Raw genomic sequence first — 13,191 nt, 5'->3', positions numbered from 1 at the left:
CGACGTCAGGGACGTCCCCGCTGTCCGCGCAGGTGCTCCGCGATGGGTTTGAGCGCCTTGTCCAGCTCGGTCAGGGTGTCGGGGGCCAGCAGATCGATGAAGTGCCGGCGCACCGAGGCCACGTGGTGCGGGGCGACCTTCCGCATCGTCTCCATCCCGTGCTCGGTGAGCACGGCGTAGAGGCCGCGGCGGTCGGACTCGCAGTTCTCCCGGCGGACCAGGTCCGCGTTCTCCATGCGGGTGATCTGGTGGGAGAGGCGGCTCTTGGACTGCATCGTGGCGCTGGCCAGGTCGCTCATCCGCATGCGGTCGCCCTCCGACTCGGACAGGTTCACCAGGATCTCGTAGTCGTTCATCGTCAGCCCGAACGGCTGCAGGTCCTTCTCCAGCTGGTGCGTCAACAGTCTGTTGACCTCCAGGTGGGTGCGCCAGGCACACTGCTCCGTATCGGTCAGCCAGCGGGTGGCCGTCTCGGTCTCCATGAATGAAGTCTACCTAAAAGGTTGAAAGGCGAACTAGTGAGGGTTTTCCGGTGACGGTGACGGTGCGCACGCGTTCGATGTCACACTCCGCAGATTACCGCTCACAGCCCGAAGCGGCGCTGGAGGTCCCCCAGCTGTCCGGGAAGCCCCGGTACCCCGGAGCGCCCTCCCTGAGCCCCCGGCGCACCACTGCCGGGCACCCCCGCCTGCTGCGGCGGAGCCCCCGTGGTCTGCTCCGCCATCAGCGCCTCGCTCGACTGGAGGAGCACCGTGCCGGCGCCCACGAACTCGAACTGGTGCTCCTCCCCGGAGGCTCCGCCGAGCCCCGTCATCGCACGTAGACCGCCCATCAGGCCGGTCATGTACCCGTGGTCGTAGTGATGGCACGGGGACGGGCAGTCGGCCCAGCCGACCAGGGCCTGCGGGTCCACCCGGATCGGCGGTTCCATGAACACCACCGGACCGTTTGACGCGGCCACGAACTTTCCGGTTCCGATCAGCGTCAGAAAGCCCGGCACGATCGACTGCTTGAGCGCGAGACTTGGCTGAAAAGCGAGCAGGTTGCCCGAGCGAATGGTCAGATTGCCGTCCTCGAGGTCGTACGAATTCACGTCGAAGGCCCGGTCGGCGAGGAGCATCTTGCCCGAGCCCTCGGCCACGACCCAGTCGCTCGCGTGCAGTGGCGAATGGAACGACGTACGCACCAGACGGTCCAGCCGGCCGTGCCCGATCCCGTTGAAGTCGATCGTCCCGTAGTAGGCGATCATCTTCCCCTTCTGCAGGAACCACTGGCTCCCCTTCAGCTCCACGCAGAAGGTGTACGGGTTGACGTTGTCGTCGGCCGGCAGGGTCGACGGGTCGTGGTGGACCGTGCTCACAGCTTCTCCTCCGAGGCCTGGACGAACACCGTGCCGCTGCCGCTCAGCTCCAGCTGGAACGCCTCGCCCGAGCCGCGCCCCACCATGTCCCGCCAGCCCATGGCGGTGGACAGCTTGTTGCGCACGTCGCCGTGGTGGGCGACGTACGCCTGGGGGTCCACGCGCACCGGCCGCTGCGGGGTGATCGGGACCTCGAAGACGCCGCCGTGGGCCATCACGGCCACCGAGCCGTGGCCCTTCAGCGTCGTGGTGAACAGGCCCTGCCCGCTGACCTGCCCGCGCACCATGCCCATGACGCCGCCCTGCGAGCCCAGGAACACCGTGCCCTGCTCCAGGGTGCCCTCGAAGGCCAGCAGGCGGTCCGCCTCGACGTAGAGGGTGTCGCCGGCGAGGTTGATCACCTGGACGTGGTGGCCGCCGTGCCCGAAGAGCACCGTGCCGCTGCCCTCGACGGTCATCAGCGGCGTGTCCTCGTTCGCCACCCGGCGCCCGATCATCGACATGACGCCGCCCTGGCCGCCCCGCAGGTTCGGGGTGAAGGACACCTCGCCCCGGTAGGCGAGCATCGCGCCGCGCTGACTGAACAGCCGCTGCCCCGGTGCGACGGTCGCCTGCACCATCTTGGAGTTGATCTCCTGGAAGGCCATCGTCAGACATCCCCCGCGATCGTGTTCCGCTCGCTGGGCTGGACGTACACCAGGCCGTCGCCCTCGAAGCGGATCTGGAAGGCCTCGCCGCCGCCCTCGCCGAGCAGGGTGCGGAAGGTCACACCCGACTGGAAGGACTGCCGCAGGTTCCCCTGGTGGGCTACGTACGCCCCCGGGTCGACGGTCAGCGGGTAACTCGCGCTCACCCGCAGCGCCACCGCCGGGCCGTCCGACATGATCGCCACCTGGCCGTGCCCCTCGACGGTCGTGGTGAACAGCCCGTTGCCCTGCGAGGCGCCGCGCGTCCCCGTGAAGCTGGTGCCGGTGCGCAGCCCGGCGTCCGCCGCCAGGAAGTTGCTCGACTCGACGTACAGCTTGTCGCCCTGGAGACCCACGAGGTTGATCTCCGAGGCCCGGTCCGCGAACCAGCAGGTGCCCTGCCCCCTCACCTCCATCACCGTCATCTGCTCGCCGGTGATCCGCCGGGTCACCATCCCCCGGATGCCCTCACCGCCACCGCTCAGCTTCTTGAAGGCCATCTCCCCGTCGTACGCGACCATCGAGCCGTTCTTCGCCTTCACGGCGTCTCCGGTCATGTCGACGGCGAGTACCTTGCTTCCTTGAAGTCGGAACATCGCCACAAATGCGAAGGTAGCCCGACTGGCGGGTCCGCCGACAGGGATCGACCCCCTCACCCGGGCGCGTCGGGGGGTTTGCCACAATGGACGCGCGCTTGTGCGTGCGTTCACAAACCGCCACCGCCCGGCGGTGCGCCCGAGTACCGATTCCCCTCCCACCGAAGGTGACCCGTGGACCTCAAGACCGCCTCCGCCCTCCGCCGCCTCCGCCTGGTCTCGGGCCCCGAGGCGATCTCCTTCCTGCTCCTGCTCGTCTGCTCGGTGCTGAAGCGGACCACCGACTTCAACGCGGTGCCCGTGATGGGCGCGGTCCACGGTTTCCTCTTCGTCCTCTACGTGCTCTTCTGGGCCGACGCCTGGAACCGCGCCAAGTGGCCGCTGAAGACCGCCGCCCTCTACTTCGTGCTCTCCGTCCTGCCGACCGGCGGCTTCTTCGCCGAGCGCATGCTGAAGCGCGAGGCCGAGAGCGCGGTCATCGCCTCCCGCGCCCGCCGGGAAGGGGTCGTCGGCGCATGATCGTCGCCTTCTCCGTGACACCGCTCGGCGTCGGCGAGGACGTGGGGGAGTACGTCGCCGACGCGGTCCGGGTGGTCCGGGAGTCGGGGCTGCCCCACCGCACCGACGCCATGTTCACCTCCGTCGAGGGCGAGTGGGACGAGGTCATGGACGTCGTCCGGCGGGCCGTCGCGGCGGTCGAGGCGCGGGCGCCGCGGGTCTCCCTCGTCCTCAAGGCCGACATCCGCCCCGGCGTGACGGACGGACTCACCTCGAAGGTGGACACGGTGGAGCGGTACCTCGCCGAGTAGCCCTGCGCCCCGGCCGGTGGTACCGGAACCGGCCGGTGGTACCGAAAGGCGAGACGGGGCTGACCGGCATATGACCGGCCGGTAAGGTCTGATGCCGTGTCCAAGCCCCTCAGTCTCTCCTTCGACCCCATCGCCCGTGCCGACGAACTCTGGAAGCAGCGCTGGGGCGGCGTGCCCTCGATGTCCGCGATCACCTCGATCATGCGGGCCCACCAGATCCTGCTGGCCGAGGTCGACGCGGTGGTCAAGCCGTACGGGCTGACCTTCGCGCGCTACGAGGCGCTGGTGCTGCTGACCTTCTCCAAGTCGGGCGAGCTGCCGATGTCCAAGATCGGTGAGCGTCTGATGGTGCACCCCACCTCCGTGACGAACACCGTCGACCGCCTGGTGCGCTCCGGTCTGGTGGGCAAGCGCCCCAATCCCAACGACGGCCGCGGCACCCTGGCCTCCATCACGGACCGCGGCCGCGAGGTGGTCGAGGCCGCCACCCGCGACCTGATGGCGATGGACTTCGGCCTGGGCGCGTACGACGCCGAGGAGTGCGGCGAGATCTTCGCGATGCTCCGCCCGCTGCGGGTCGCCGCCGGCGACTTCGACGAGGACTGACCGGGCCGACCAGGACCGACGAGGGCCGGGGAACCGGCCCGGGCGCGTCGCCGGGGCCGCCCGAAGATCGCGTGAAACGGGCGGTTACGCTCGTACGCATGAAAAAGAGCGTGCTGACCCGCTACCGGGTCATGGCGTACGTCACCGGTGTGCTGCTGATCGCGCTGTGCCTTGGCATGATCGCCAAGTACGCCCTGGAGATGGACGGCGCCGCGGACTTCACCCAGGTCGTCAGCATCGCCCACGGCTGGCTGTACGTCGTCTACCTCATCTTCGCCTTCGACCTGGGGTCCAAGGCGAAGTGGCCGGTCAAGAAGCAGCTCTGGGTGCTGCTCGCCGGGACCGTTCCGACGGCCGCCTTCTTCGTGGAGCGGCGGATCAGCCGGGAGCTGGACGCGAAGGTCGCCGGGGCCGAACCGGTGGCCGCCAAGGTCTGACCCCACCGCCGTACGGACACCCGTACGGCGGTCCCCCATCGACATTTACTTGGACGTCCTAGTAAATTCGAGGGTATGGACGCTGACGCCATTGAGGAAGGCCGCCTTCGGTGGCAGGCCCGGTACGACGCGGCGCGCAAGCGCGACGCGGACTTCACCACGCTCTCCGGCGACCCCGTGGAGCCGGTGTACGGGCCCCGGCCCGGGGACGAGTACGAGGGGTTCGAGCGGATCGGCTGGCCGGGGGAGTACCCCTTCACCCGGGGCCTGCACGCGACCGGCTACCGGGGGCGTACGTGGACCATCCGGCAGTTCGCCGGGTTCGGCAACGCCGAGCAGACCAACGAGCGCTACAAGATGATCCTCCGCAACGGCGGCGGCGGGCTCTCCGTCGCCTTCGACATGCCGACCCTGATGGGCCGCGACTCCGACGACCCGCGCTCGCTCGGCGAGGTCGGCCACTGCGGGGTGGCCATCGACTCGGCCGCCGACATGGAGGTCCTGTTCAAGGACATCCCGCTCGGCGACGTGACGACCTCCATGACGATCAGCGGGCCCGCCGTGCCCGCCTTCTGCATGTACCTGGTCGCCGCCGAACGGCAGGGCGTGGACGCCTCCGTCCTCAACGGCACGCTCCAGACCGACATCTTCAAGGAGTACATCGCGCAGAAGGAGTGGCTCTTCCAGCCCGAGCCGCACCTGCGCCTGATCGGCGACCTGATGGAGCACTGCGCGGCCGGCATCCCCGCCTACAAGCCGCTCTCCGTCTCCGGCTACCACATCCGCGAGGCCGGGGCGACGGCCGCGCAGGAGCTGGCGTACACCCTGGCGGACGGCTTCGGGTACGTGGAGCTGGGTCTGTCGCGCGGCCTCGACGTCGACGTCTTCGCCCCCGGCCTGTCCTTCTTCTTCGACGCGCACCTCGACTTCTTCGAGGAGATCGCGAAGTTCCGCGCGGCCCGGCGCATCTGGGCCCGCTGGATGCGGGACGTGTACGGCGCGAAGACCGACAAGGCGCAGTGGCTGCGCTTCCACACCCAGACCGCCGGCGTCTCGCTGACCGCCCAGCAGCCGTACAACAACGTGGTGCGTACGGCCGTGGAGGCGCTCGCGGCGGTGCTCGGCGGCACCAACTCGCTGCACACCAACGCGCTCGACGAGACCCTCGCGCTCCCCAGCGAGCAGGCCGCCGAGATCGCCCTGCGCACCCAGCAGGTGCTGATGGAGGAGACCGGCGTCGCCAACGTCGCCGACCCGCTGGGCGGGTCCTGGTTCATCGAGCAGCTGACGGACCGGATCGAGGCCGACGCCGAGAAGATCTTCGAGCAGATCAAGGAGCGGGGCCTGCGGGCCCACCCGGACGGGCAGCACCCGATCGGGCCGATCACCTCCGGCATCCTGCGGGGCATCGAGGACGGCTGGTTCACCGGCGAGATCGCCGAGTCCGCCTTCCGGTACCAGCAGTCGCTGGAGAAGGACGACAAGAAGGTGGTGGGCGTCAACGTCCACACCGGGTCCGTCACCGGTGACCTGGAGATCCTGCGGGTCAGCCACGAGGTCGAGCGCGAGCAGGTACGGGTGCTCGGCGAGCGCAAGGCCCACCGGGACGACGCGGCGGTGCGCGGCGCGCTGGACGCGATGCTGGCGGCGGCGCGGTCCGGGGCCAACATGATCGCCCCGATGCTGGACGCGGTGCGCGCGGAGGCGACGCTCGGCGAGATCTGCGGTGTGCTGCGGGACGAGTGGGGGGTGTACACGGAGCCGGCGGGCTTCTAGGCCCCGGCGGGCTTCCCGGTTCTGTCCGCGAAGTCCCGCCGTCACGTCACCCGGCCGGCGACTCGGCCGGCCGGGAGGCCAGCCCCCACAGCAGGACCTGGGTGAAGCCCCGTACCCACTCCCCGTCCGCCGGCTGGGCGCTGACCAGGGTGCGGTGCACCACCGCGCCCGCGACCACGTCGAAGATGAGGTCCGCGGTGCGGGCCGCCTCCGCCGGGTCGGTCTCGGGCGGCAGTTCGCCCCGGGCCTGGGCCCGCGCCCTGCCCTCCAGGACCAGCCGCTTCTGCCGCTCCACGATCGAGGTCCGGATGCGCTCGCGCAGCGCGTCGTCGCGGGTCGACTCGGCGACCACCGCCATCAGGCCGCTCTTCGCCTCCGGCCGGGCCAGGATCGCCGCGAACTGGAGCACCACGCCCTCGATGTCGGCGGCCAGGGAGCCGCGGTCCGGGAGCCGCAGTTCGTCGAACAGCTCCGCCACCGCGTCGACCACCAGCTCGTTCTTGCCGGCCCAGCGCCGGTAGAGCGTCGTCTTGGCGACCCCGGCCCGGCCCGCGACGTCTCCGAGGGTGAGTCTCGACCAGCCGAGGTCGACCAGGGCCTCCCGCGTCGCGGCCAGGATGGCGGTGTCCGCCGCGGCGCTGCGCGGGCGCCCGGCACGGCCGGCGTGGGTGCTGCTCTGCATTCCCCGACCATAGATGCCCCGCCACGATCGGCGGGTTCCGTGCGGCCGTGAGGGAGATCACCGGGGCGGGGTGTTCCGACGGCCCCTCCCGGTATTACGCTACGACTCGTAGCGAAAGCGCGGGCAGACCCGCGCCCCAGCGACGACCACGGGCGCAGGGTGGGGACCCGGCGCCGAACAGCACACATCAGGGCGGGCTTTCGACCCGCTTTTCACACGCGCGCGCGGTACGGGGGAGGATAGGCCCATGCAGCCACGGAACATGTCCATGAGCGGGGTCGTCGACCTCGCCGCGGTGAAGGCGGCCCAGGAGGCCAAGACGAAGGCGGAGCAGGCGCGCGCCGAGGCCGCCCGGCACGGCGGGACGGGGGCGGTCTCCCCGGCCGACCTCGTCATCGACGTCGACGAGGCGGGCTTCGAGAGCGAGGTCCTGCAGCGGTCCACCGAGGTCCCGGTCGTCATCGACTTCTGGGCCGAGTGGTGCGAGCCCTGCAAGCAGCTCAGCCCGGTCCTCGAACGGCTCGCCGTGGAGTACGGCGGGCGCTTCCTGCTCGCCAAGATCGACGTCGACGCCAACCAGATGCTGATGCAGCAGTTCGGCGTCCAGGGCATCCCGGCCGTCTTCGCGGTCGTCGCCGGGCAGGCGCTGCCGCTCTTCCAGGGGGCCGCCGGCGAGGCGCAGATCCGCCAGACCCTGGACCAGCTGGTGCAGGTCGCCGAGGAGCGCTTCGGCCTGACCGGTCTCGTCGTCGACCCCGAGGCGCAGCCCGGCGCGGCCCGGCCCGCCGCCGAGGAGCGTCCGGCCGGACCGCACGACGCGGCGCTCGAGGCCGCCGTGCGGGCGCTGGACGCGGGCGACCTGGGCGGTGCCGTCCAGTCGTACAAGAACGTGCTGGCCGAGGACCCGGGCAACACCGAGGCCAAACTGGGTCTCGCGCAGGCCGAGTTGCTCCAGCGGGTGCAGGACGCCGACCCGCAGAAGGTCCGTCAGGACGCGGCCGACAAGCCCGGCGACGCACAGGCGCAGATCGCCGCCGCCGACCTGGACCTGGTGGGCGGTCACGTGGAGGACGCCTTCGGCCGCCTCATCGACACGGTGCGCGTCACGGCCGGCGACGACCGAGACGCCGTACGGGTGCGGCTGCTGGAGCTGTTCGAGGTGGTCGGCGCGGACGATCCGCGGGTGACCGCCGCACGCAGGGCCCTGGCTCGCGCGCTGTTCTAGAGGTGTCCACCGGGGTGTTGCCGGTGTGAAGGAGCTGTCGACGAGGCGTCATTGCGGCCGCGCTTTACCAAAACTTGGTAATCGCGGCCGCTGTTACTGCCAGTAAGTCGACGGCGTCGATCTGTCGGACTCTGTCCATCGATCAACAGTTTTGTTCCGCCCCCATGGCACACCCAGCGTCGCCGTTCGGGACCGGTCTGTCGTCCCGTGGTTATCCGGCCGTTACTAGCGAGTAACGAACCCCCTTGTGTCGGCGGCGAGAATGCACCACGATCGGCGACGCTCGGTCCATTCCCGTACCCCGAAAGCCAGTCGGGTCGCGGGGGTTCCTGGGTCCCCACCGAGCAGGGTCGGCGGCAGTGGAGCCGGCCCTTGGGCAGGGGGGTCTTCGCTCACCCGGCGAAGCCTGTCCAGCAGGGTTGTGCGTGATGCGTGTCAGGCGCGACCAGTGGTTGTCGCTCGGGGGTGATCGCCGGTTATTCGGGCGCGTCGTACGCGCCGCCGAGTGCGGGCGCTCTCCTTCCCGAGGACGTAGCACTTCTCCCATCCCTGCCAGACCGGGCCGTCGAACCGGCGGCCGGCCGAGGCCAGGAGATGTACGTCCGAGAAGGAGGAAATATGGAGTCCCAGGTGCGTGGCGGGACCAGATGGAAGCGGTTCGCTGTGGTCATGGTGCCCAGCGTTGCCGCCACGGCTGCGATAGGCGTCGCGCTCGCGCAGGGCGCTCTCGCCGCGTCGTTCAGCGTTTCCGGCCAGTCGTTCAAGGTGACGGCTGACCAGCTCGACGGCACGGGCTTCTCCCAGTACGGGGCGATCGACTCGGGTTACACGCTCAAGGGCGAGAAGACGGCTCACCCCGTCGCCGTCTCGGCGTTCAAGTCCGCGTCGATCAAGAACATGTGCCAGTCCGTGGTCACCCCGGACATCCCGTTGATCGGTTCCGTCAGCCTCATGCTGAAGGCCGGCGGCGGCGGTACGGCGGTCGAGGCCGAGAACCTCTACATCGACGTCGAGGACCTGCAGGCCGACGCCACCTTCCGTGGCATCGACATCGGTGTGGCCGCCAAGGACGCCAGCAAGGGTCCGGGCATCAAGAAGGGCGACACCACGAATCCGTACGGATTCGCGCAGCAGGCCGACTCGGCCACGCTGAAGAACGTGAAGCAGACGGCGTGGGCGACCACCGCCGGAACCTTCAAGCTCAGCGGTCTGAAGATGTCGCTGTCCAAGGGTGTCAAGGAGTGCTACTAAGCACCCCCTGACGGGCGGGGGAGCCTTCGGCGCCCCCGCCCGTCCGCTCTCCGGCCGCATCTTCACGCGCGGCCCACATCTCCACCACAGCAAAGCCGTACCAGGGAGCTGTTTTCCATGAGCGCCGAGACTCCTGCCGCAGCCGGCCAGTTCACCCGCCGGAGGCTGCAGTTCCGTGCCTGGCGAGGCGGGCGGCCGTTCTGGGCCGGCCTGTTCATCGCGCTCGGCGGTATCCCGATCGCCTACTTCCCGTACGCGAACCTCCAGATCGGTCACCTGACCCTCGCGATGGCCACCACCGCGGGTTCCGGGTCCCTGATCATCGGCGTGCTGCTGGTCGTCCTGGGCATCAGCCTGTGGTTCCAGAAGCACGTCCGCGTCTTCGCGGGTGTGGCGGCGATCCTGCTGGCCCTGGTCTCCATTCCCGTGTCCAACCTCGGCGGCTTCCTCATCGGCTTCCTGCTCGCGCTGGTCGGCGGGGCCATGGCCGTGTCGTGGGTGCCGGGCGAACCGCCGCAGGACGAGCGGCCGGTGGACGGCAGGAGCACCGGCGACGCGCCCGAGGGCGCGGTTCCCGGCACCGCTCTTCCCGGCATCCCGGCCCCCGGCGCGACGGCGTCCGACGCCGCGGTGCCGCGGCAGCGGGAGGGCACGGAGGACGGGAGCCCCACCCAGACCTACGAGGCACTGGGGGCGAACGATCTGTCAGGAACGAGCCCGGCCAACGGGGCGAACGGGAGGCACAGTGCCGGCTGACGAGGTGACCCGCGGGACTGACGTGGAGTCGTCCCGTGCGAGAACCGGGCCGCGCCACGCGGCACCCAAGAAGCCGTTGTTCACCAGGTTCCACATGCCGGCCGGCAAGGCGATAGCCCTGGCGGCGATGCCCACGGCCGTGCTCATGGGGATGGGGTTCACCCCCACGCTGGCGCTCGCCGACGGCAACGACTCGGCGCCGCCGGCCTCCAACAGCCTGACGGCCGACGAGTACAAGGACTGCGTGGCGGCCCTGGAGGACGCCGAGAAGGACACGTCCGCGTCGCCCACCCCCTCGCCCTCGGCGACGGAGGGGAAGGACGCCGACGACGCCGACGACGCCGGGAACGCCGGCAAGGGCGAGGACGGGGCCGAGGAGCCCGAGGCCTCGGACACCGGCACGGACAAGGACGGGTCCTCTTCGTCGGATTCAGGTTCCGACGACGAGGACGGCAAGGGCGAGGAGGCCGGCAAGGACGACAAGTCCCAGCCCGCCCCGAGCCCCTCCGCGTCCGACGGCGGGGACGTCGCCGGCCAGGACGCACCGGCACCCTCGCCCTCCGAGTCGGAGGAGAAGGACGGGCTGCTGGAGGGCATCGGCGACGCCATCGAGGGCATCTTCACCGGCGGCAAGAAGGCCGAGGAGACCCCGAGCCCGGAGGCCAGCCCCTCCGCGTCCCCGTCCGAGGACGCGGGCGAGGACGCCTCCGGCACCGTGAAGGACACGGCCGACGAGGTCACCGACACGGCGAAGGACACCGTCGAGGACGCGACCGACGCCGCGTCGAAGGCGGCCGAGGACACCGGCAAGTCGGTGGACGAGGCGGCCGAGAAGGCGAAGGAGGAGGCCGAGAAGGCCGAGGAGGCCGCCGAGAAGGCGAAGGAGGAGGCCACCGCCTCACCGTCGCCCAGCGCCTCCGAGAGCGCGGGTGTGGACGCCGACGACTGCCCGGCCGCCACCGACGACGAGGGCGGCGTCGACAACAAGGTGCCGCTGCCCGACGACCCCTGGTACCTCAACGCCAGCTCGCTGCTCCTCAAGGGCGCCTCCTACAAGGGCGTCGTCGAGGTCAAGACGGCCAACGGCACCACCAAGAAGGTGCTCAAGTACGTCATATCCAACGGCACCGACATCGGCGACCTGCACCAGACGGTGAAGGACAAGCAGGCCGGCAAGACCTACCACGTCCAGGCGTCCCAGGGCTCGACGTCCACGATCCGCGACGGCCAGACGGTGATGTACACCGAGAGCATCTCGGGCAACCTGCTCGGGCTGATCCCGATCACCTTCGACCCGGAGAACCCGCCGCCGCTGGACATCCCGCTCATCTACTTCACCAAGGTGACGGTCGTCCAGGCCGGTCAGTTCGGCGGCACGCTCCACGTGCCGGGCCTGCACCAGTACACGACCGACTGACGGCCGGCCGGCCGAGCAGCAGACCGCGCAGCCGTCCGGGAGTCGCGGGAACGACCGAGGGCGCCCCCTGTCGCAGGGGGCGCCCTCGGTGTCGTTCACGACCTTGCCGTGCGGTGTCAGCCGCGGCGGGTCTCGCCCAGGTGCAGGACGCGGACCATGTTGGTGGTGCCGGGGACGCCGGGGGGCGAGCCGGCGGTGATCACGACGATGTCGCCGTCGCTGAACAGGCCCAGGCGGGCGGTCTCCTGGTCCACCAGGTCGACCATCTCGTCCGTGCTGTTCACGAAGGGCACCACGTGCGGCTCCACGCCCCAGCTGAGCGCCAGCTGGTTGCGGGTGGACTCGTCGGTGGTGAAGGCCAGCACGGGCTGGGCGGCGCGGTAGCGGGACAGCCGGCGGGCGGTGTCACCGGACTGGGTGAAGGCCACCAGGCCCTTGCCGCCCAGGAAGTCGGCGATCTCGGCGGCGGCCCGGGCCACCGAACCGCCCTGCGTGCGCGGCTTCTTGCCCGGCACCAGCGGCTGGAGGCCCTTGGAGAGCAGCTCCTGCTCGGCGGCGGTGACGATCTTCGACATCGTCTTGACCGTCTCGATCGGGTACGCGCCCACCGACGACTCCGCGGAGAGCATCACCGCGTCGGCGCCGTCCAGGATCGCGTTGGCCACGTCGGAGGCCTCGGCGCGGGTCGGCCGGGAGTTGGTGATCATCGACTCCATCATCTGGGTCGCCACGATCACCGGCTTGGCGTTGCGCCGGCACAGCTCGATCAGGCGCTTCTGCACCATGGGGACCTTCTCGAGCGGGTACTCGACGGCCAGGTCGCCACGGGCGACCATGACGGCGTCGAAGGCCGCGACGACGCCCTCCATGTTCTCCACCGCCTGCGGCTTCTCCACCTTGGCGATGACGGGGACCCGGCGGCCCTCCTCGTCCATCACGCGGTGCACGTCGTCGACGTCCTTGGCGTCCCGGACGAAGGAGAGGGCGACCAGGTCGCAGCCCATGCGGAGGGCGAAGCGGAGGTCCTCGACGTCCTTCTCGCTCAGCGCGGGCACGTTCACCGCGGCGCCGGGCAGGTTGATGCCCTTGTGGTCGGAGATGACGCCGCCCTCGATGACGATCGTCTTCACCCGCGGGCCCACGACCTCGGTGACCTTCAGCTCGACGTTGCCGTCGTTGATGAGCACCTGGTCGCCCTTGGTGACATCACCGGGCAGGCCCTTGTACGTCGTGCCGCAGATCGTCCTGTCGCCCGGCACGTCCTCGGTGGTGATGGTGAACTCGTCACCGCGCACCAGCTCGACGGGGCCCTCCGCGAAGGTCTCCAGGCGGATCTTCGGGCCCTGGAGGTCGGCGAGGACACCGATGGCCCGGCCGGTCTCCTTGGCGGCGGCCCGCAGACGGTCGTAACGCCCCTGGTGCTCGGCGTGCGTGCCGTGGCTGAAGTTGAAGCGGGCCACGTTCATGCCGGCTTCGATCAGCGTGACGAGCTGCTCGTGGGAGTCGACCGCGGGGCCGAGAGTACAGACGATTTTCGAACGGCGCATGGGGCGATCCTATCGGTTTGTTTCGCTGCGGAATATTCCGTCT

General features: G+C 70.1%; 15 protein-coding genes. 9 read left to right on the top strand and 6 right to left on the bottom strand.

Going from position 1 to position 13,191, the window contains the following annotated elements; genetic code table 11:
• Positions 1-5 precede the first annotated feature (5 nt).
• The 4 genes from IE108_RS03145 to IE108_RS03130 form a co-directional block, all read right to left on the bottom strand.
• Positions 6-482 carry a MarR family winged helix-turn-helix transcriptional regulator gene (locus tag IE108_RS03145; RefSeq protein WP_064729889.1) on the bottom strand — a complete coding sequence of 159 codons (477 nt, stop codon included), beginning with the start codon at positions 480-482 and terminating at the stop codon, positions 6-8.
• Between the two features lie 101 nt (positions 483-583).
• Complete coding sequence (locus tag IE108_RS03140; RefSeq protein WP_064729890.1) at positions 584-1,360, bottom strand: AIM24 family protein; 777 nt, start codon at positions 1,358-1,360, stop codon at positions 584-586.
• Positions 1,357-2,007: an AIM24 family protein gene (locus IE108_RS03135; protein WP_064729891.1), complete on the bottom strand. Its 651-nt coding sequence runs from the start codon at positions 2,005-2,007 to the stop codon at positions 1,357-1,359. Before IE108_RS03135 ends, IE108_RS03140 begins: the two co-directional genes overlap by 4 nt.
• 2 nt (positions 2,008-2,009) lie before the next feature.
• A complete protein-coding gene (locus IE108_RS03130) occupies positions 2,010-2,642 on the bottom strand; it encodes an AIM24 family protein (RefSeq protein ID WP_064729892.1) in 633 nt (210 codons plus the stop codon).
• Positions 2,643-2,816: 174 nt separating this feature from the next.
• On the opposite strand from IE108_RS03130, the gene IE108_RS03125 reads away from it, so the two are divergent.
• From IE108_RS03125 to icmA, 5 genes are all read left to right on the top strand, one after another.
• Positions 2,817-3,161 (top strand): DUF3817 domain-containing protein, encoded by a 345-nt coding sequence (locus tag IE108_RS03125; RefSeq protein ID WP_064729893.1) that lies wholly within the window; start codon positions 2,817-2,819, stop codon positions 3,159-3,161.
• Positions 3,158-3,451 (top strand): MTH1187 family thiamine-binding protein, encoded by a 294-nt coding sequence (locus IE108_RS03120; RefSeq protein ID WP_064729894.1) that lies wholly within the window; start codon positions 3,158-3,160, stop codon positions 3,449-3,451. Before IE108_RS03125 ends, IE108_RS03120 begins: the two co-directional genes overlap by 4 nt.
• A 96-nt stretch (positions 3,452-3,547) precedes the next feature.
• The gene (locus IE108_RS03115; RefSeq protein ID WP_064729895.1) at positions 3,548-4,057 is read left to right on the top strand and encodes a MarR family winged helix-turn-helix transcriptional regulator; all 510 of its coding nucleotides are present in this window, start codon (positions 3,548-3,550) and stop codon (positions 4,055-4,057) included.
• Between the two features lie 98 nt (positions 4,058-4,155).
• Positions 4,156-4,494, top strand: a complete 339-nt coding sequence (locus IE108_RS03110) for a DUF3817 domain-containing protein (protein WP_064729896.1) — start codon at positions 4,156-4,158, stop codon at positions 4,492-4,494.
• 75 nt (positions 4,495-4,569) lie between these two features.
• Positions 4,570-6,270, top strand: coding sequence for a coenzyme B12-dependent isobutyryl-CoA mutase large subunit (gene icmA / locus IE108_RS03105; protein ID WP_064729897.1), 1,701 nt, complete (start codon positions 4,570-4,572; stop codon positions 6,268-6,270).
• Between the two features lie 46 nt (positions 6,271-6,316).
• Here icmA and IE108_RS03100 read toward each other — a convergent pair whose 3' ends face one another.
• Positions 6,317-6,952 (bottom strand): TetR/AcrR family transcriptional regulator, encoded by a 636-nt coding sequence (locus IE108_RS03100; protein ID WP_064729898.1) that lies wholly within the window; start codon positions 6,950-6,952, stop codon positions 6,317-6,319.
• A 247-nt stretch (positions 6,953-7,199) separates the two neighbouring features.
• Here IE108_RS03100 and IE108_RS03095 point away from each other — a divergent pair, with 247 nt between their 5' ends.
• The 4 genes from IE108_RS03095 (at position 7,200) to IE108_RS03080 (ending at position 11,601) form a co-directional block, all read left to right on the top strand.
• A complete protein-coding gene (locus tag IE108_RS03095) occupies positions 7,200-8,177 on the top strand; it encodes a tetratricopeptide repeat protein (protein ID WP_079163668.1) in 978 nt (325 codons plus the stop codon).
• Positions 8,178-8,795: 618 nt separating this feature from the next.
• The gene (locus tag IE108_RS03090) at positions 8,796-9,428 is read left to right on the top strand and encodes a DUF6230 family protein (RefSeq protein ID WP_064729900.1); all 633 of its coding nucleotides are present in this window, start codon (positions 8,796-8,798) and stop codon (positions 9,426-9,428) included.
• A gap of 117 nt (positions 9,429-9,545) precedes the next feature.
• Positions 9,546-10,184, top strand: coding sequence for a DUF6114 domain-containing protein (locus tag IE108_RS03085; protein WP_064729901.1), 639 nt, complete (start codon positions 9,546-9,548; stop codon positions 10,182-10,184).
• Positions 10,174-11,601, top strand: coding sequence for a prolipoprotein diacylglyceryl transferase (locus tag IE108_RS03080; protein WP_064729902.1), 1,428 nt, complete (start codon positions 10,174-10,176; stop codon positions 11,599-11,601). The genes IE108_RS03085 and IE108_RS03080 overlap by 11 nt, the downstream gene beginning before the upstream one ends.
• A gap of 116 nt (positions 11,602-11,717) precedes the next feature.
• Here IE108_RS03080 and pyk read toward each other — a convergent pair whose 3' ends face one another.
• Positions 11,718-13,148, bottom strand: coding sequence for a pyruvate kinase (gene pyk / locus IE108_RS03075; RefSeq protein ID WP_064729903.1), 1,431 nt, complete (start codon positions 13,146-13,148; stop codon positions 11,718-11,720).
• Positions 13,149-13,191 lie beyond the last annotated feature (43 nt).

This window comes from Streptomyces parvulus, assembly GCF_014648855.1.
In the GTDB taxonomy this organism is placed as follows: domain Bacteria; phylum Actinomycetota; class Actinomycetes; order Streptomycetales; family Streptomycetaceae; genus Streptomyces; species Streptomyces parvulus.
The sequence above is the reverse complement of the archived record's forward strand: the minus strand, read 5'-3'. Positions and strand labels throughout refer to the sequence as shown.

Coding starts and splice junctions, on each gene's coding strand:
- IE108_RS03145 (WP_064729889.1), bottom strand. CDS start 482: ATGGAGACCGAGACGGCCACCCGCTGGCTGACCGATACGGAGCAGTGT.
- IE108_RS03135 (WP_064729891.1), bottom strand. CDS start 2,007: ATGGCCTTCCAGGAGATCAACTCCAAGATGGTGCAGGCGACCGTCGCA.
- IE108_RS03130 (WP_064729892.1), bottom strand. CDS start 2,642: ATGTTCCGACTTCAAGGAAGCAAGGTACTCGCCGTCGACATGACCGGA.
- IE108_RS03120 (WP_064729894.1), top strand. CDS start 3,158: ATGATCGTCGCCTTCTCCGTGACACCGCTCGGCGTCGGCGAGGACGTG.
- IE108_RS03110 (WP_064729896.1), top strand. CDS start 4,156: ATGAAAAAGAGCGTGCTGACCCGCTACCGGGTCATGGCGTACGTCACC.
- icmA (WP_064729897.1), top strand. CDS start 4,570: ATGGACGCTGACGCCATTGAGGAAGGCCGCCTTCGGTGGCAGGCCCGG.
- IE108_RS03100 (WP_064729898.1), bottom strand. CDS start 6,952: ATGCAGAGCAGCACCCACGCCGGCCGTGCCGGGCGCCCGCGCAGCGCC.
- IE108_RS03095 (WP_079163668.1), top strand. CDS start 7,200: ATGCAGCCACGGAACATGTCCATGAGCGGGGTCGTCGACCTCGCCGCG.
- IE108_RS03090 (WP_064729900.1), top strand. CDS start 8,796: ATGGAGTCCCAGGTGCGTGGCGGGACCAGATGGAAGCGGTTCGCTGTG.
- IE108_RS03085 (WP_064729901.1), top strand. CDS start 9,546: ATGAGCGCCGAGACTCCTGCCGCAGCCGGCCAGTTCACCCGCCGGAGG.
- pyk (WP_064729903.1), bottom strand. CDS start 13,148: ATGCGCCGTTCGAAAATCGTCTGTACTCTCGGCCCCGCGGTCGACTCC.